Origin of the sequence: Streptomyces sp. NPDC050485, from assembly GCF_044458185.1 — a bacterium.
In the GTDB taxonomy this organism is placed as follows: Bacteria; Actinomycetota; Actinomycetes; order Streptomycetales; family Streptomycetaceae; genus Streptomyces.
The window spans coordinates 67315-85727 of the sequence record NZ_JBITHR010000008.1; the positions used below are offsets into that span (position 1 = coordinate 67315).

Below are 18413 nucleotides of genomic sequence, written 5' to 3' on the forward strand. Positions count from 1 at the left end.
GGGCTTTCGCAATTCCGTTGCGGCACTTGTCCGTTGACGACATTTTCCCGATGCCCCGTTTTCGTACGGCCCCGGAGGTGGACAATAAGGGCATGAGCCAGCAGGGGGAGAGGCCGCCTTCCGACGGCGACTGGTGGAGCCGGCTGTACGACGAGTCGGCACGGGATGCTGGGCCCGACGGTTCGGGCGACAGCCTCGACGACCGCTTCAACTCGGCGTCGCACACGGTGAGTTCGAGCACGGCGGAGAACGGTGCGCCGCGCACCCCCACGGCCTGGTGGGAATCAGTCCCAGACGCCCCACCCCCACCAACGGCCCCAGCGCTCCCCCCGGGTTGGACCCCGGACGCCGGAACCCCGCTCACCGCCCCGCCCGTCCCCGCAGAACCGGAGAACCCCGCCGGCTTCACCCCGCTCCCGCGCCCCCGCACCGGCCATGTGGGTGACGGCCCGCCCACCTACGACGCCGAACCCACCGCCCTGCCCGGCGCCCTCCCCAACACCCTCGACGACCTCGTCGCCGACACCGTCCTCGACGGCGCCCGCTACGGCGCATACGTGCTGCGAGCCGCGTCCTCCCGGGGCGACTCCGCCCGCTACCGGGGCGAACCGCGCCGCGACGCGCTGCTCACCGCCCGGTTCGGCAACGGCGAGAACGCCCTGGTCCTGGTCGCCGTGGCCAGCGGCGCGCGGGCCACCGACGCCGCGCACCTCGCCACCGCCGACGCCTGCCGATGGATCGGCGGGGCCATCGGCCGCAGCCACCTCCGGCTCGCCGAGGACATCAGGGCGGGCCGGAGGAGCGACCTCAAGTCGGGGCTGCACCGGCTCACCGACCGCAGCTACGGAATGCTGCGGGCCCGCGCCGCCGAGCTCGGCGCGCAGCCCGAGGAGTACACCGCGAACCTGCGCTGCCTGCTGCTCTCCGCCGACCCCGCCTGCCGCACCCGGGTCTTCTTCGGCGTCGGCCACGGCGGCCTGTTCCGGCTGCGCGGCGGCGTCTGGCAGAACATAGAGCCCGCCGTGCCCGAGCCCGGGGCCATCGCCGGGGAGCCGGTGGTCGGCTTCGGCTCGGCGCCCGCCGAGACCCCGCAGGGCGACCGCCTGACCATGGACCTGGGCACCGTCGAGCCCGTACGCCCCTATATCGACCCGCCCCCGCCCCCAGGCGAACCGTTCCGCTTCCGGGCCTCGGTGGCCCGCCCGGGTGACACCCTCCTGCTGTGCAGCGGCGGCCTCGCCGAACCCCTGCTCGGCGAGCCCGCCCTCGCCAAGGAGCTGGCCGAGCGCTGGGCCCGCCCCGAGCCGCCGGGCCTCGCCGGCTTCCTCGCCGACGTACAGCTCAGGGTGAAGGGGTACGCCGACGACCGTACGGCTGTCGCGGTCTGGGAGGCGTAACCGCAGGGGCCATGGGTTGATGGACCCATGGCCAAGCAGAATGTTGCAGAGCAGTTCGTGGACATCCTCACGCGCGCGGGCGTCAAGCGGCTGTACGGAGTCGTCGGCGACAGTCTCAACCCCGTGGTCGACGCCATCCGCCGCAACTCCGCCATCGACTGGATCCAGGTCAGGCACGAGGAGGTCGCGGCGTTCGCGGCCGGCGCGGAGGCCCAGCTCACCGGGAAGCTGGCAGCGTGCGCCGGCTCGTGCGGGCCGGGCAACCTCCACCTCATCAACGGCCTGTACGACGCCCACCGCTCGATGGCCCCCGTCCTCGCCCTCGCCTCCCACATCCCGTCTTCCGAGATCGGCCTCGGATACTTCCAGGAGACCCACCCCGACCAGCTGTTCCGCGAGTGCTCCCACTACAGCGAGCTGATCTCCAGCCCCCGGCAGATGCCCCGCGTGCTGCAGACCGCGATCCAGCACGCCATCGGCCGGAGCGGTGTGAGCGTCCTGTCGCTGCCCGGCGACATCGCCTCCGAGCCGGCCCCCGACAAGGCGATCGACCACGCCCTGGTGACGTCGCTGCCCTCGGTGCGGCCCGGCGACAGCGAGATCGACAAGTTCGTCGCGCTCATCGACGCGGCGGACCGGGTCACCCTGTTCTGCGGCAGCGGCACCGCCGGGGCGCACGCCGAGGTGATGGAGTTCGCCGAGCGGATCAAGTCGCCCGTCGGGCACGCGCTGCGCGGAAAGGAGTGGATCCAGTACGACAACCCGTACGACGTCGGCATGAGCGGACTGCTCGGGTACGGCGCGGCCTACGAGGCGACCCACGAGTGCGATCTGCTGATCCTGCTCGGCACCGACTTCCCCTACAACGCCTTCCTGCCCGACGACGTCAACATCGTCCAGGTCGACGTACGCCCCGAACACCTCGGCCGCCGCTCGAAGCTGGACCTCGCGGTGTGGGGCGATGTGAAGGAGACCCTGCGCTGTCTGACGCCGCGCGTCCAGGCCAAGACGGACCGACGGTTCCTGGACAAGATGCTGAAGAAGCACGCGGACGCGCTGGAGGGCGTGGTCAAGGCGTACACCCGCAAGGTGGACAAGCACATCCCGATCCACCCCGAGTACGTCGCCTCCGTACTGGACGAACTCGCCGACGACGACGCCGTGTTCACCGTCGACACCGGGATGTGCAACGTCTGGGCGGCCCGCTACATCTCACCCAACGGGAAGCGCCGGATCATCGGTTCGTTCAGCCACGGCTCGATGGCGAACGCCCTGCCGCAGGCCATCGGCGCCCAGTTCATCGACCGCGGGCGCCAGGTGGTCTCGATGTCCGGCGACGGCGGATTCACCATGCTGATGGGTGACTTCCTCACCTTGGTCCAGTACGAGCTGCCCGTGAAGATCGTGCTCTTCAACAACTCCTCGCTGGGAATGGTCGAGTTGGAGATGCTGGTCGCCGGTCTTCCCTCGTACGGAACGGCCAACCGCAACCCCGACTTCGCGGCGATCGCGCGGGCGGCGGGGGCGTACGGGGTCCGCGTCGAGAAGCCCAAGCAGCTGGCGGGCGCCCTGAAGGACGCCTTCAAGCACAAGGGCCCGGCCCTGGTCGACGTGGTCACCGACCCCAACGCGCTCTCCATCCCGCCGAAGATCAGCGCCGAGATGGTGTCCGGCTTCGCCCTGTCCGCCAGCAAGATCGTCCTGGACGGTGGAGTGGGCCGCATGCTCCAGATGGCCCGCTCCAACCTCCGCAACGTGCCGCGCCCTTAGGCGCGTACGTCACCCGCGCCTCGCGGTGCACCCAGACGATGGACGAACCGGGCAGGATCTCCTGGAACTGATGCAGTAGTGCCGTCTTCCGCAACCGGTCGAGATCGTCGTACGGCACGCAGTACGCGGGGGAGTGCGGCGCCGCGGTCGTGACCCACAAACGACTCCTCAGGTCCCCCCAAGGGGTTTCCCTTCCGGCCGGTGAGGAATCACCATGCGTGACGGCGCCGGGTCGGGGCATGCATCCCGTGTGCATGTTCGAGTGAGGAAGGTCGTCACAACGTGCAGGTGGGGGTTATGACAGGGCATCAGGCAGGACTCGGCCCCGCGGGGAGCGGGCCCGTCCGGACACCTGATGCGCCGCAGACGGACCAGCGTCTGCTGCGCAGGAGAGTGGGGCACGCGGATCTGAGCGCGGTACACGAAATCCGTCGCGAGCTACGGGAACTTCTTAGGCCGTCGCGGCATTCGGGGGCGGTGGACGTGGCGGAGCTGCTCACCAGCGAACTGGTGACCAACGCGCTCATCCACACCGATCACGGAGCGGTGGTGACGGCCACCGTCGGGGAAGCCGGGCTGCGCGTGGAGGTGCGGGACTTCGTGACCGCGCTGCCCACGCCGCACGCACCGTCCGCCGACGACGGTACGCATGGCAGGGGCCTGCTGCTCGTCCAGGCACTCGCCGACGCCTGGGGCGTGCACGAGCACGGCATGGGGAAGGTCGTCTGGTTCGAACTGGGGAAGGGAACGATGCCCTAGCCCCCGCGAACATGCCCCATACCCGCGGCGCTATCCGAACTGCTGCTCAAGGTCCTTCAGTTTGCGCTCCAGGGAGTCGAGCCGGGGCAGCGCCTGGGTGTCGTCCTCGGCGGTCAGGTCCACGGTCCTTGCCGCCGAGGACTCAGGGAACCCGACGGCCTGAAGGGAGAGCCGGTTTCTCAGGGGCAGTTGTCCTGGCTCGGCTATGGCCGGCTCCGCGACAGCTTTGGGCTGCGCGGAGCCGCTCCCGGAGCCGATCGCCTGGACGTCGACCCGGCGGCCGCCGGCCCGACCGCGCCCCCAGGCGCGGTTCTGCCGGCTCAGCGCCTTGAAGTGGGCCCGCTCCAGCTTCTCCTGGTCGCGCCTGCGGAGCTTGTTCTCCTCCTTGGCCCGCCGGTCCTCGCGCACCTCGTCGACCGCCTCGTCCAGCGTGCGCACGCCCTCCAGGAGCATCAGCGACCAGGCGCCGAAGGTCTCCCGGGGCGCCCGCAGCCACCGTACGATCCGAATCTGCGGCAGCGGCCTGGGCACCAGGCCCTGTTCGCGCAGGGCCGCGCGGCGGGTCTGCTTCAGCGCGCGGTCGAAGAGCACCGCCGCCGACAGCGACATCCCGGCGAAGAACTGCGGAGCACCCGCGTGGGCCATGCCGCGCGGCGCGTGCACCCAGTTGAACCAGGCCGCGGCGCCCGCGAATGTCCACACCAACAGGCGCGAGCCGAGCGCCGCGTCACCATGGCTGGCCTCGCGCACCGCGAGTACGGAGCAGAACATGGCCGCACCGTCGAGGCCGAACGGGACCAGGTACTGCCAGCCGTCCGTCAGATCGAGGTTCTGCCGGCCGAAGCCGACCAGGCCGTGGAAGGAGAGTGCGGCGGCCACCGCCGCACAGCAGAACAGGAGCACATAGGAAGCGGTGCCGTACACCGCCTCTTTCCTTCTGCGGCGCTCCTCACTTCGTTCCCAGGAGTCGTCGCCGGAGGCATTGTCACCGGCGCGCTTGCCGCGCGCGAGTACCACCAAAGCCACGACGACCCCCACGATCATCACGCCGCCCGGAAGCAGCCAGTCCAGCGATATGTCGGTCAGTCGCATGCCGTGTCCCTTGAAATCGCTTAGGGCGTATCGGCGGCCATACTGCTCCAGTCGTACGGGACGGCAGGGGGGTTTCGGGGTAACAGGCCGTCAACGGAGGCCGAGGGCAGTCGGATAGGGGGCATTCGCTCGAACTGCCGTGCCCGGAGCGCGAGTTGGGTTCGACTGGCGCTCACCCGGACGGGTGGCATGGATTCAGGATGCGGTGCTGAGCTTCATCACGCGGTCGGCGTCGCAGGTACGCGGACAGGTGACGCAGGTGTCCGCGGGGCGCACGGTGTAGAAGAGGCAGCAGCTCGCCCGGTCCCGGGTCGCCAGCGGCCGCCCGTCGGGCCCGGCCAGCTCGCGGAAACCGGGCCTGCCCACGTAGGGCTTCGCGGTGCCGGGCAGCAGCGCGTCGAGTTCGGCCATCGCCCGCGGCTCCTCGCCGAGCAGGGCGCCGACGTACCAGAGCCCCTCGACGATCTCGTCCGTCGCCATGCCCCACAGTGCCCTGTTGCCGCGCCGCATCCGCGGCCCGAAACCGTCGAGCACCGGCCCGAGGTGCTCGGCCACCGCGGCCCGCACCTCGCCGCGCAGCGCCTCCTCGTCCGGTACGACCCGGGCGCCGGGCAGTCCGGCCGCCGGATCGTCCGGCAGGCACGCGAACTCCCGCACCCGGACGGTCAGGTGGCCGCGCGCCCGCTGGAACGCCACATCGGCGACCGGCAGCCGCGGCACCCGCCGCCGCAGGAACCACGGCGCCGTCACGAGGAGGCAGGCGGGCCAGGCGTAGCGGTGGAAGCCGAAGGAGGCGATGACGTCGGGGCGTGCCTGGTGGCCGTAGTCCCGCAGGACCTGCGCGTCGTCCCAGGCCAGAAAGGCGTCGAGGGCCGGGCCGCCGGCCGCGAGCTCCGCCGCGCCGACCCAGCCCGGGCCCGCGGGCGCCTGCTCCGCCGGTGCCAGCTCCGTGATCCGCAGCGCGGGGACCACCTCGGCGAGACGGGCGTAGGAGCCCTGGACGGGGCTCGGTGCGGGGCTGGGCAGCAAGGCGGAGACGGTCATGCGGGACCACCGAATCACGATCGTTGGCAGGTAAGGCTTACCTTAGCGGACGTTGCCGATGTTTGAACTCGCGCTTTGTCCGCCTATGGTCTGTGTGGGGCGGACGGAGCCGTAGGAGGCAGGGGTGGACCAGGGCAGAGCGTGCGAGGCGGTGGTGCCTGCGTTCGGGGCATCCCGTGTGCCGGAACAGGCCAGGGGCGCCGCCCCGCTCGGGGACGTCCGCGGCGAGCACACCCACAGCGAGCCGCCGCCGCCCCGCACCGTCCACCGCCACTCGGTGCGCGGCCAGGTCCTGGCCGCGCTGCGCACCGCCCTGGTCGACGGTGAACTGGTGCCGGGCGAGGTGTATTCGGCGCCGGTGCTGGCCGAGCGGTTCGGGGTCTCCGCGACGCCCGTGCGCGAGGCGATGCAGCAGCTCAGCATCGAGGGCGCCGTCGAGGTCGTACCGAACCGCGGATTCAGGGTCACCGCACGCAGCCCGCGCGAACTGGCGGAGCTCGCCGAGGTGCGGGCCATGATCGAGGTCCCGGTGATGCTGCGGCTGGCCCGTACCGTGCCGGCGGGCCGCTGGACCGAACTGCGGCCGCTCGCCGAGGCCACCACCGAGGCCGCGGCGACCGGCGACCGGGCCGGCTACGCCGAGTGCGACCGGGCCTTCCACCGGGCGGTCCTCGCCCTGTCGGGCAACGAGCAGCTCGTCCAGGTCGCCGACGATCTGCACCGGCGCTCGCAGTGGCCGCTGACCGCGGCTCCGGTCGCCCGGCGCGCCGACCTGATCGCCGACGCGGCGGAGCACCTGGCCCTGCTCGACGCGCTGTGCGCCCGCGACCTCCCGGTCGTCCAGTCGCTGGTACGGGAACACTTCACGGGGTCGGCGCTCTGAGCCCCCACCGCTGATCCCCGGCGGTCAGGCCAACTCCCTTACGGGAAAGACCTGTTCAGCAATCTAAGACCCCGTCACACCGATGCGGCGGGCGGCGCCGCGTCCAACCGGGCCGCCAGCCACGTCGGGACCTTGAGGAGGCGGACGAGCCGGGCCGCCTCCGTGCGCAGCCGGCTCGCGACCGGCTCGTCCTCGCTGTCGGCCAGCGCGGCCAGGGCGGGCGCCGTGCCGATGAGGTAGCCGAGCTCCTCGCGGATGCGCAGGGACTCCGAGAATCCGTGCCGGGCCTCCGTCAACTCCCCGTCGCGCAGGGCGAGTCCGGCCAGATGGCGCCAGGTGAAGGAGAGCAGCAGCGGGTCGCCGTGCGCGGTGGCGCCCTCGTGGGCGCGGCGGTAGGCGGCGCGGGCCGCCTGGGGCGCGTCCGCCACGTTCTCGGCCAGCAGCCCGCGCCGGAAGTCCAGCAGCGCCCGGCCGCGCCCGGTGGGGGCGGTCAGCGCGGCGGCCCGGCCGAGCGCCGAGCGTGCCTCGTCCGCCCGGTCCCGTACCCCGAACAGCGTTGAGGCGTACGCGAGATAGCCGCGCTCGGAGGCGGCGGCGCCGCGCTCCTCGTCGCTCTGGGCGACCGCCTCGGCGGCGCGCAGCGCCTCGTCGGCCTCCGCCCAGCCGGACTCGGTGTACACACAGCGCTCGGTCAGCAGGGCGGTGCGCTGGAGCGCGCCGGCCGGTGCGGCCGCGTGCGGTTCGAGCAGGGCGGCGGCATCCGTCCAGCAGCCGCGCGAGCGCAGCCGCCATACCGCGGTCTGGAGCGGATCCCCGTCATCTGCAGTCGTTCCGGAACCAGACATGGCGGTATGCGCCACGTTGCCCTCCCCGAGCGCGCCATTGAGCTGTTGAGTCGATTCCGCATCTCAGCACGGAATGGCGCGCCGGGCCAAGGGGGGTGCGTGAATCAGTTCACAATCCTCCGGGCCCGGCTCGGCCCGGCTGTCAGCTCATCCGAAGCGCGAGGAAGAAGTCCAGCTTGTCCTCGAGCCGGGACAGGTCACGAGCCGTCAACTGCTCGATCCTGCCCACCCGGTAGCGCAGCGTGTTGACATGGAGGTGCAGCCGGGTGGCACACCGCGTCCACGATCCGTCGCAGTCCAGGAAGGCCTCCAGGGTCGGAATGAGCTCCGCCCGGTGGCGGCGGTCGTAGTCGCGCAGCGGGTCGAGGAGGCGGGCCGTGAAGGCGCGGCGCACGTCGTCCGGCACGAAGGGCAGCAGCAGGACGTGCGAGGCCAGCTCGTGGTGGCCGGCCGCGCACACCCGGCCGGGGCGGGCGGCGGCGACCCGGCGGGCGTGCCGGGCCTCCTCCAGGGCGCCGCGCAGCCCCTCGGCGGAGTGCACCGCGGCGCTGACACCCAGTGTCAGCCGGCCGTCGTCGGCGAGGCCCGCCGCGAGCGGCGCGCGCACGGCGTTCAGCAGCGCGTCGGCGTGCAGCCCGCCTTGCGGGCTCTCGGCGGCGGCCGAGGACAGCGGGACCAGGGCGATCGCCTCGTCGCCCGCGTGGGCCACCGCGATCCGGTCCGAGGACTCCGAGCCGATCACCGCCGGGTCGACCAGGATCTCCTCCAGGAGCGACTGGGCGACCGGTCCGGCCGCGATCTCCGCACCGCCGTCACGCTCCCAGTCCACCCGGGCCACCACGACCTGCCAGTGCGGCGCCGTGCCGAGGCCGGGCAGCAGCACCGGGGCCGCGACCCGCAGGCGGGCCGCGATCTCGGCGGGCGGGGCGCCGGTCTGCACCAGCTCCAGGACCTCCTGGGCCAGTCTGCGGCGCACCGCGCGGGCCGCGTCGCGCCGGTCGCGCTCCACCGCGATCAGCTGGGTGACGCCCTGGAGGAGGTCGAGCCGGGCCGCGGGCCAGTCGCTCGCGTCCGCCTCCACGGCGAGGAGCCAGTCCGAAAGCACCGTCTCGCGCACATCGCGGGCGGCGGGCGCGGCGCCGCGCGCGTTGTTGCGGATCGGGAACAGCGAGTAGGTCACGCCGTCGACGGTGGCCCGGTGCGGGCCCCGGCGTCCGGTGCGGGTCGCGCCCAGGTGCTCGGTGGCGAGCAGGGCGCCGGTCTCCGGGGCCAGCGGGTCGCCCGCGCCCGCGATCTGGCGGCCGGTGGGGGAGAGCACCCAGGCCCGGAGGTCGAGGTCGGAGCCGAGCAGGTCGAGGACCACCTCGGGGCCGCCGCCCGCCGGGCCGGAGGTCATGAGCCTGCGGTGGCGGTCCACGACCGCGGCGAGGTCGCCCGCCCGCTCGCCCGAGACCTGGCGCACCACGTGCTCGGTGATGGTTGCGAACGCGACCGACTCGTTCACCGCGAACAGCGGGAGCCGGTGACGAGAACAAGCCATGACGAGATCGTCCGGGATCGCGCCGAGCTCGGCCTCGCCGGCCGCCAGGCCCGCCACGCCGGCACCCGCGAGGATGCGTACGAATGGCTCGGAATCTTCGGCGTCCCGCCGCCAGGCTAGGCCGGTCAGAACGAGCTCGCCGCCCGCGAGATAGCGGCTGGGATCCCGCAGGTCCGTGGTCATCACCCCACGTACCGTGCGGTCCAGCTCGTCCTCGCCGCCGAGCAGCCGCAGCCCCAGCGCCTCGGTCTCCAGAAGTGCGCGCAGCCGCATCGCGTGTCGCCGCCGATCTGTCTTGATGTTGCCGTTGGAAAGCGGTGAGGTAACGGAGCACCGCCTTTCATACGAATCTACAAGACGTGAGCGGAGACCAGCCAACTCCTTCATGGTTTCAGTGACTGCACCCGCGGCAGCCCGGCTTGTGTACTGATTTCACAACGCGTTAACAGCATGTGAACGACCGAGATGTCGAGGGCCTGCCGTCCCCGGGACCCGCACGAACGACCCCGAATTTGAGAAGAAGAGAGCCACTCATGGACTTCCTTCGCCCCGCCAGCTGGGAGGAGGCGCTCGCCGCCAAGGCAGCGCACCCCACCGCTGTGCCCATTGCGGGTGGCACCGATGTGATGGTCGAGATCAACTTCGACCACCGCCGGCCCGAGTACCTCCTGGACCTGAATCGCATCGGGCTGCTCAGCGAGTGGGAGATCGGCGAGGAGAACGTCATCCTGGGCGCCTCCGTCCCGTACACCCAGATCATGGAGAACCTGCGCGCCGAGCTCCCCGGCCTGGCGCTGGCCTCGCACACCGTCGCCTCCCCGCAGATCCGCAACCGCGGCGGCGTCGGCGGCAACCTCGGCACCGCTTCGCCGGCCGGCGACGCGCACCCGGCGCTGCTCGCGGCCGACTGCGAGGTCGAGGTCGAGTCGCAGGCCCGCGGCGTCCGGCTCATCCCGATCGACGCGTTCTACACGGGCGTCAAGCGCAACGCGATGCAGCCCGACGAGCTGATCAAGTCCGTGCACATCAAGAAGGCGGACGGCCCCCAGCAGTACTCCAAGGTCGGCACCCGCAACGCGATGGTCATCGCGGTCTGCGCCTTCGGCATCGCCCTGCACCCCGAGACCCGTACGGTCCGGACCGGCATCGGCTCCGCCGCTCCGACCCCCGTTCGGGCCAAGGCGGCCGAGGAGTTCCTGAACGCCGCGCTCGAAGAGGGCGGGTTCTGGGAGAGCGGCAAGATCATCACCCCCTCGATCGCCAAGCAGTTCGCGGAGCTCGCCTCCGGCGCCTGCAACCCGATCGACGACGTACGAGGTACCGCGAAGTACCGCCGGCACGCAGTCGGCATCATGGCCCGCCGCACGCTCGGCTGGACCTGGGAGCAGTACCGCGGCACCGGCAACACCCTTGAAGGAGCTGCATAACCATGCGCGTGAATTTCACGGTCAATGGCCGCAAGCAGGAAGCCGACGACGTCTGGGAGGGCGAGAGCCTTCTCTACGTGCTGCGCGAGCGCATGGGTCTTCCGGGTTCGAAGAACGCCTGTGAGCAGGGCGAGTGCGGTTCCTGCACGGTCCGCCTCGACGGCGTTCCGGTGTGTTCCTGCCTGGTCGCGGCCGGTCAGGTCGAGGGCCGCGAGGTCGTCACTGTCGAGGGCCTGGCCGACTACGCCAAGCACCGCGAGGACAGCCACCCCGGCGGCGGCTGCGCCTCCGGCGCCTGCGGTACGTCCATCGACGCCGCCCAGCGCTGGCAGGCCAAGCCCGCCGACGGACAGACTGGAGGGGCGGGCAGCGACCCGCTGGCCCTCTCGCCGATCCAGCAGGCGTTCATCGACGCCGGCGCCGTGCAGTGCGGCTTCTGCACCCCGGGCCTCCTGGTCGCCGCCGACGAGCTCCTGGAGCGGAACGCCGAGCCGTCCGACCAGGACATCCGTGAGGCGCTCTCCGGCAACCTCTGCCGCTGCACCGGTTACGAGAAGATCCTCGACGCGGTCCGCCTCGCGGCCGCCCGTCAGGAAGAGGCGGTCTGACGATCATGGCCACCACTGGTACTCCCACCAACATCACCCAGGGTTCGAAGACCAAGGGCGGCATCGGCGAGTCGACGCTGCGCCCGGACGGCACCCTCAAGGTCACCGGCGAGTTCGCGTACTCCTCGGACATGTGGCACGAGGACATGCTCTGGGGCCAGACGCTCCGGTCCACCGTCGCGCACGCCGAGATCAAGTCGATCGACATCTCCGAGGCCGTCGCGATGCCCGGCGTCTACGCCGTGCTGACCTACGACGACCTGCCCACCGAGGTGAAGAACTACGGCCTGGAGATCCAGGACACGCCGGTTCTCGCCCACGGCAAGGTCCGCCACCACGGCGAGCCGGTGGCCCTGGTGGCCGCCGACCACCCGGAGACCGCGCGCCGCGCCGCCGCCAAGATCAAGATCGAGTACGTCGAGCTGCCGGTCATCACGGACGAGGCGTCCGCGACCGCCCCCGACGCGGTCCTGGTCCACGAGGGCCGCGACGACCACCACATCGGCCACGTCCCGCACCCGAACATCGTGCACCGCCAGCCGATCGTCCGCGGCAACGTGGCGGAGGCCCGCAAGCGGGCCGACGTGATCGTCGAGGGGGAGTACACCTTCGGCATGCAGGACCAGGCCTTCCTCGGCCCCGAGTCCGGCCTCGCCGTGCCGTCCGAGGACGGCGGCGTCGAGCTGTACGTCGCCACCCAGTGGCTGCACTCGGACCTCAAGCAGATCGCCCCCGTCCTCGGCCTGCCCGAGGAGAAGGTGCGCATGACGCTCTCCGGCGTCGGCGGTGCCTTCGGCGGCCGCGAGGACATCTCGATGCAGATCCACGCCTGCCTGCTCGCACTGCGCACCGGCAAGCCGGTCAAGATCGTCTACAACCGGTTCGAGTCCTTCTTCGGACACGTCCACCGGCACCCGGCGAAGCTCTACTACGAGCACGGCGCCACCAAGGACGGCAAGCTCACGCACATGAAGTGCAAGATCGTCCTGGACGGTGGCGCCTACGCGTCGGCCTCCCCGGCGGTCGTCGGCAACGCCTCGTCCCTGAGCGTCGGCCCGTACGTCATCGACGACGTCGACATCGAGGCGATCGCCCTCTACACCAACAACCCGCCCTGCGGCGCCATGCGCGGCTTCGGCGCGGTGCAGGCGTGCTTCGCCTACGAAGCCCAGATGGACAAGCTGGCCGCGAAGCTGGGCATCGACCCGGTCGAGTTCCGCCAGCTGAACGCCATGGAGCAGGGCACGCTCCTGCCGACCGGCCAGCCGGTCGACTCGCCCGCCCCGGTCGCCGAGCTGCTCCGCCGCATCAAGGCCCGCCCGCTGCCGCCCGAGCAGCAGTGGCTGACCGCCGGCGAGCAGGCCGATGTGCGCGCGCTGCCCGGCGGTCTGTCCAACACCACGCACGGCGAGGGCGTCGTACGCGGTGTCGGCTACGCGGTCGGCATCAAGAACGTCGGCTTCTCCGAGGGCTTCGACGACTACTCCACCGCCAAGGTGCGCATGGAGGTCATCAACGGCGAGCCGGTCGCGACCGTGCACACCGCGATGGCGGAGGTCGGCCAGGGCGGCGTCACCGTCCACGCGCAGATCGCCCGCACCGAGCTCGGTGTCACACAGGTGACCATCCACCCGGCCGACACCCAGGTCGGCTCGGCCGGTTCGACGTCCGCGTCCCGTCAGACGTACGTCACCGGCGGTGCGGTCAAGCACACCTGCGAGAACGTCCGCGAGGCCGTCCTGGAGATCGGCCGCCGCAAGTTCGGCTCGTACCACCCGGCCTGGGCCACCGCCGAACTCCTCCTGGAGAACGGCAAGGTCGTCACCGACGGCGGCGAGGTCCTCGCGGACCTGGTCGACGTCCTGGAGGACGAGGCCGTGGAGCTGGAGCTGGAGTGGCGCCACCGGCCCACCGAGGCCTTCGACCTGCACACCGGCCAGGGCAACGGCCACGTCCAGTACTCGTTCGCCGCGCACCGCGCGGTGGTCGAGGTGGACACCGAGCTCGGCCTCGTCAAGGTCGTCGAGCTTTCGGTCGCCCAGGACGTCGGCAAGGCGCTCAACCCGCTGTCCGTCGTCGGCCAGATCCAGGGTGGCACCACCCAGGGCCTGGGCGTGGCGGTCATGGAGGAGATCATCGTGGACCCGAAGACCGCGAAGGTGCGCAACCCCTCCTTCACGGACTACCTGATCCCCACCATCCTCGACACGCCGACGATCCCCGTCGACGTACTCGAACTGGCCGATGAGCACGCGCCGTACGGCCTGCGCGGCATCGGCGAGGCCCCGACCCTCTCCTCGACTCCGGCCGTCCTCGCGGCGATCCGGAACGCGACGGGTCTGGAGCTGAACAGGACGCCGGTCCGCCCCGAGCACCTCACGGGCACCGGAGCCTGATCCCCGAACCCTCCGGGCGGTGTGTGCCTCCCAGGAACGTCACACTTCCGTCGCCCGCACCGCCCGGAGCAAACAAGCAGCCGCACCGCTCGCGGACCCGCTTCACAGCAGTACGAGCACCACATGTCTTACCTGAGCAACACCAGCAACACCGGTAGCAATCTGCACTGCGGTACCGATGCCGGTACCCCCGCAGCAAGCAGACACCGTTCGTCTCGGGCCGTCCCCCGGGTCGTGCAGCCCACGCACCATCCCAAATCCCGCAGCTTGTCTGACTGAGAACTCAAGTCTTATGCGGGTGCCCCTGTGAACCTTGGGAGTAGGCACCATGACCCAGCAGTCTGTGGAGCCCAAGACCACCGCAGAGGACGCGGGCTCCGGCTCTCGTCCCGCCGCCGGCAGGTCTTGGCTCGACCGGTACTTTCACATATCCGATCGAGGGTCCACGCTCGCGCAGGAAGTGCGCGGCGGCATCACCACCTTCATGGCGATGTGTTACATCCTCCTGCTCAACCCCCTGATCCTGTCGACGCCCGACGTCGACAAGCACACGCTGGGCCACGCGGGCCTGGTGACCGCCACCGCAGTCGCGGCCGCGGTCAGCACACTGCTGATGGGCTTCATCGGCAAGGTTCCGCTCGCACTCGCCGCCGGACTCAACGTCTCCGCGGCCCTGACCACCCAGGTGGTCCCCAACATGACCTGGCCGCAGGCCATGGGCATGTGTGTCATGTACGGCGTCGTCATCATGCTGCTCGTCGTCACCGGCCTGCGCGAGATGATCATGAACGCCATCCCGCTGGCGCTCAAGCACGCCATCACCATGGGCATCGGCATGTTCGTCGCCCTGCTCGGCCTGGTGAAGGCCGGATTCGTCGGCCGGGGCCCCGACCACGGACCGCCGGTCACCCTCGGCGCCACCGGTCAGCTCGTCGGCTGGCCCGTCTTCTTCTTCGCCGTCACCCTGCTGCTGATCTTCGCCCTGCAGGCCCGCAAGGTCCCCGGCGCGATCCTGATCGGCATCGTCTCCGGCAGCGTGCTGGCCTTCGCGGTCACCAAGGCCGCCGGCCTGACCGACGCGGACTGGGGCGGCTCCGCCCCCGGACTCAGCGGCAGCGCGGTCTCCACGCCCGACTTCGGCCTCTTCGGCCACGTCGAGTTCGGCGGCTGGGGCTCCATCGGCGCCATCGGTGTCGGCATGATCGTCTTCACCCTGGTGCTCGCCGGCTTCTTCGATGCGATGGCCACCATCATCGGCGTCGGCCAGGAGGCCAAGCTCGCCGACGACCAGGGCCGCATGCCGGGCCTGTCCAAGGCGCTGTTCATCGACGGTGCGGGCGGCGCGATCGGCGGCGTCGCGGGCGCCTCCGGCCAGACCGTGTTCATCGAGTCCGCCTCCGGCGCCGGTGAGGGTGCCCGTACCGGCCTCTCCTCGGTCGTCACCGGCCTCTTCTTCGCGGCCTGCCTCTTCTTCACCCCGGTCACCCAGCTGGTCCCGGCCCAGGTCGCCTCCGCGGCCCTGGTCGTCATCGGCTCGATGATGATGAGCGCCGCCAAGCACGTGGACTGGAGCGACCGTTCGGTCTCCATCCCGGTGTTCCTCACCGTGGCGCTGATGCCGTTCACGTACAACATCACCGCCGGTGTCGGCGCGGGCGTCGTCGCCTACACCGTGATCAAGGCAGCACAGGGCAAGTGGCGCGAGATCGGCGGGTTCATGTGGGCCCTGACGGCCATCTTCACGATCTACTTCGCCCTCCATCCCATCGAGAGCTGGCTCGGCGTCAAGTAGCGGCCGTGCCGCCGACGCCCTCCACACATCCGTAAGGAGACCGAACATGCTGGACATCGCCGAAGAGCTCAACCGGTGGGTCGAGCAGGGACGCGAGTTCGCCGTGGCCACCGTGGTGGCGGTCGGCGGCAGCGCGCCCCGGCAACCGGGTGCCGCGCTCGCCGTCGACAGCGACGGCACGGCCATCGGATCGGTCTCCGGCGGATGTGTGGAGGGCGCTGTCTACGATCTGTGCCAGCAGGCGCTCGACGACGGCGAAACCGTCCTGGAGCGCTTCGGCTACAGCGACGAGGACGCCTTCGCGGTCGGTCTGACCTGCGGCGGCGTCATCGACATACTCGTCACCCCGGTCACCGCCGACTCGCCCGCCCGCGCGGTGTTCGCGGCCGCCCTGGCCGCCGCCTCACAGGGCGAGGCCGCCGCCGTCGCCCGGATCACCGACGGCCCGGCCGAACTCATGGGCCGCGCCCTGCTCATCCGCCCCGACGGCCGGTACGAGGGTGCGCTCGGCGGACACCCCGAGCTGGACCGCGCGGTCGCCGACGAGGCCGCCGCCATGCTGGACGCGGGCCGCACCGGCACGATCTCCCTCGGCGCCGACGGCCGGCTGTGCGGCGAGCCGCTGACCGTCTTGGTCGAATCGAGCGTTCCGGCCCCCCGGATGATCGTCTTCGGCGCCATCGACTTCGCTTCCGCCCTGGTCAGGGTCGGCAAGTTCCTGAACTACCACGTCACCGTGTGCGACGCCCGGCCCGTCTTCGCGACGCGGACCCGCTTCCCCGACGCGGACGAGATCGTCGTGGAGTGGCCGCACAAGTACCTGGAGCGCACCCAGACCGACTCCCGTACGGTCCTGTGCGTCCTCACCCACGACGCCAAGTTCGACATCCCGCTCCTGGAGGCCGCGCTGAAACTGCCGGTCGCCTACATCGGCGCGATGGGCTCCCGCCGCACCCACCTGGACCGCAACAAGCGGCTGCGCGACGTCGGTGTCACCGAGCTCGAACTGGCCCGCCTGCGCTCCCCGATAGGCCTCGACCTCGGCGCCCGTACGCCCGAGGAGACCGCCCTGTCGATCGCGGCGGAGATCGTCGCCAACCGCCGCGGCGGCAGCGGAGGCTCCCTGACCGGCGCCCACACCCCGATCCACCACGACGGCTCGGACGCGCCGGTGGGACGCATAGGTTCGGTGGCGTAGGGGGTACGCCCCCGGTCAGCCGCCGCACGCCGGCTGTTCGACGAGCTCCGTGCGGGCGTACCGCACCGGGCGCCCCGCGCGGGCGCCGCCGACCGGTCCCGAGGGCTCCCCGGCCCGGCCGATATGCGAGTGAACTCCCGTTTCGGCCGGGTTAGGGTCGCCGCATGAACGAGCTCCAGTTCCGTGGCGTGCCCGAGTCCGACGTCGACCGCGCCCTGGAGCTCTGGTGGCTGGTCTTCCACGACCGGCCGGACGAGAAGGAGAAGCGCGAGTACCAGCGCGCGATGGTGCTGCGCTGCGACCGGGTCGGGGCGTACGACGGTGACGCGCTCGTCGGATTCCTCGTCGCCCACCGTTTCACGCTGTCCATTCCGGGCGGTGAACTCCCTTGCCCGGGGCTGACGTTCGTCTCCGTCGCCCCCACCCACCGCCGCCGCGGCGTGCTCTCCGGCATGATCGCCGAACTGTTCCGGCGCTGCGCCGAGCACGGCAGGCCCGTCGTCGCGCTCTGGGCCTCCGAGGCCGCCATCTACGGCCGCTTCGGTTTCGGCGCGGGCACCCACGGAACCTCCGTCGAGATCGACTCGACCCGCCCGCTCGCCCTGCGCATCGACGTGGACCAGCGCCCCCTGCGCCTGATCGACCCCGACGAGGCACCCGTCGAACTCGGCCCCTACTACGAGGCGACCCGCACCCGCCGGGCCGGCCGGATCGCGCGCGACACCGCACGCTGGCGCGGCGAGTGGTTGCCCGAGACCGACGAGGACGACGAGGAACTCGGCCCGCCCCGCATCGTCGGCCTCGGCGCCGTCGACGAACCGCTCGCCGGGTACGCCGTCTACCGCACCCGGCGCGAGGACGACCCGGCCAAGCCCGGCACCGTCCAGGTCGCCGAGCTGGAGGCCGACACCGCGGCGGGTGAGGCCGCGCTGTGGAACTACCTCGCGGGCATCGACCTCACCGGCACCGTCCGCGCCCGGGGCATCGCGCCGGACGACCCGCTGCTGCTCTTCGCCGCCGACCGCGACCAGGTGAAGGCCGTGGCCGGGTTCCCGGCGCTGTGGATCCGCCTCGTGGACGTGCGCGCCGCGCTCACCGCACGCTCCTGGGCGGCCGAGGCCTTCCTCGTCCTGGAGGTCCGCGACGACCGCATTCCGGCCAACGCGGGCCGCTTCCGCCTCGCGGCATCCCCGCACGCGTGCACGTACGAGCCGACGACGGCCGTACCCGACCTCAGCCTCGACGTGCGCGACCTGGCCGCCTGCTACCTCGGCGGCACCGAGGTCCGTCGGCTCGTCTTCGCGGGTCTGGTCACCGAGCACACCCCGGGCGCGGCGGCGGCCCTCGACGCGGCGCTGCACACCCCGGAACTCCCGCACACCGTCGACGAGTTCTGACCGGCCGGGGCGGGGGAGGGGGCTTTTCCCCCGCCGGAGTGACGAGCGTCTCGTCCCGGTTCGTCCCGGCCCGGGCCGATGGTCCTGCGGCAAATCGCCTGCTCGGAGCGGGAACCGGGAACCCCCTTGGCGGGGTCTTTGCCTGCGCGTCAGGGACCAAAGTCCCGGCGCGCGGCAGCCGAACCGAGCCCCTCGCACCACTGAGGTCGCGTCAACTTCCGTACGTATCAAGGAGGTTGCCGGAACCGGGTATTTTCCGGCCATA

The 18413-nt window shown here is 71.5% G+C and carries 14 protein-coding genes; 10 read left to right on the forward strand and 4 right to left on the reverse strand.

The genetic code is table 11. The features are described 5' to 3' along the window. The first annotated feature begins 92 nt into the window (after positions 1–92). From ACIBK6_RS18130 to ACIBK6_RS18140, 3 genes are all read left to right on the forward strand, one after another. A complete protein-coding gene (locus ACIBK6_RS18130) occupies positions 93–1397 on the forward strand; it encodes a protein phosphatase 2C domain-containing protein (protein WP_399052254.1) in 1305 nt (434 codons plus the stop codon). Positions 1398–1424: 27 nt separating this feature from the next. Beyond that, on the forward strand, positions 1425–3167 hold the full coding sequence (locus ACIBK6_RS18135; RefSeq protein ID WP_399052255.1) for a pyruvate dehydrogenase: 1743 nt from the start codon (positions 1425–1427) through the stop codon (positions 3165–3167). A gap of 297 nt (positions 3168–3464) precedes the next feature. Then, positions 3465–3926, forward strand: coding sequence for an ATP-binding protein (locus ACIBK6_RS18140; RefSeq protein WP_399052256.1), 462 nt, complete (start codon positions 3465–3467; stop codon positions 3924–3926). A gap of 30 nt (positions 3927–3956) precedes the next feature. On the opposite strand, the gene ACIBK6_RS18145 is transcribed toward ACIBK6_RS18140, so the two are convergent. Both ACIBK6_RS18145 and ACIBK6_RS18150 read right to left on the reverse strand, forming a co-directional pair. After that, entirely contained in the window at positions 3957–5018 is a 1062-nt protein-coding gene (locus ACIBK6_RS18145; RefSeq protein ID WP_399052257.1) for a DUF2637 domain-containing protein, read from the reverse strand. A gap of 195 nt (positions 5019–5213) precedes the next feature. After that, positions 5214–6062, reverse strand: a complete 849-nt coding sequence (locus tag ACIBK6_RS18150; protein ID WP_399052258.1) for a (2Fe-2S)-binding protein — start codon at positions 6060–6062, stop codon at positions 5214–5216. Between the two features lie 124 nt (positions 6063–6186). Here ACIBK6_RS18150 and ACIBK6_RS18155 point away from each other — a divergent pair, with 124 nt between their 5' ends. Beyond that, positions 6187–6945, forward strand: coding sequence for a GntR family transcriptional regulator (locus ACIBK6_RS18155; RefSeq protein WP_399052259.1), 759 nt, complete (start codon positions 6187–6189; stop codon positions 6943–6945). Between the two features lie 74 nt (positions 6946–7019). Here ACIBK6_RS18155 and ACIBK6_RS18160 read toward each other — a convergent pair whose 3' ends face one another. Both ACIBK6_RS18160 and ACIBK6_RS18165 read right to left on the reverse strand, forming a co-directional pair. Then, positions 7020–7790 (reverse strand): hypothetical protein, encoded by a 771-nt coding sequence (locus tag ACIBK6_RS18160; RefSeq protein ID WP_399052260.1) that lies wholly within the window; start codon positions 7788–7790, stop codon positions 7020–7022. Positions 7791–7932: 142 nt separating this feature from the next. Next, entirely contained in the window at positions 7933–9603 is a 1671-nt protein-coding gene (locus ACIBK6_RS18165; RefSeq protein WP_399052261.1) for a PucR family transcriptional regulator, read from the reverse strand. 260 nt (positions 9604–9863) lie between these two features. On the opposite strand from ACIBK6_RS18165, the gene ACIBK6_RS18170 reads away from it, so the two are divergent. From ACIBK6_RS18170 to ACIBK6_RS18195, 6 genes are all read left to right on the forward strand, one after another. Next, entirely contained in the window at positions 9864–10757 is an 894-nt protein-coding gene (locus ACIBK6_RS18170) for an FAD binding domain-containing protein (protein WP_399052262.1), read from the forward strand. Positions 10758–10759: 2 nt separating this feature from the next. Continuing rightward, positions 10760–11365 (forward strand): (2Fe-2S)-binding protein, encoded by a 606-nt coding sequence (locus ACIBK6_RS18175; protein WP_399052263.1) that lies wholly within the window; start codon positions 10760–10762, stop codon positions 11363–11365. 5 nt (positions 11366–11370) lie between these two features. Next, positions 11371–13761 carry a xanthine dehydrogenase family protein molybdopterin-binding subunit gene (locus ACIBK6_RS18180; protein ID WP_399052264.1) on the forward strand — a complete coding sequence of 797 codons (2391 nt, stop codon included), beginning with the start codon at positions 11371–11373 and terminating at the stop codon, positions 13759–13761. A 328-nt stretch (positions 13762–14089) separates the two neighbouring features. Further along, the gene (locus ACIBK6_RS18185; protein ID WP_399052265.1) at positions 14090–15553 is read left to right on the forward strand and encodes an NCS2 family permease; all 1464 of its coding nucleotides are present in this window, start codon (positions 14090–14092) and stop codon (positions 15551–15553) included. A 46-nt stretch (positions 15554–15599) separates the two neighbouring features. Continuing rightward, positions 15600–16751 (forward strand): XdhC family protein, encoded by a 1152-nt coding sequence (locus ACIBK6_RS18190; protein WP_399052266.1) that lies wholly within the window; start codon positions 15600–15602, stop codon positions 16749–16751. Between the two features lie 164 nt (positions 16752–16915). Beyond that, entirely contained in the window at positions 16916–18148 is a 1233-nt protein-coding gene (locus ACIBK6_RS18195) for a GNAT family N-acetyltransferase (protein WP_399052267.1), read from the forward strand. Positions 18149–18413: the final 265 nt, after the last annotated feature.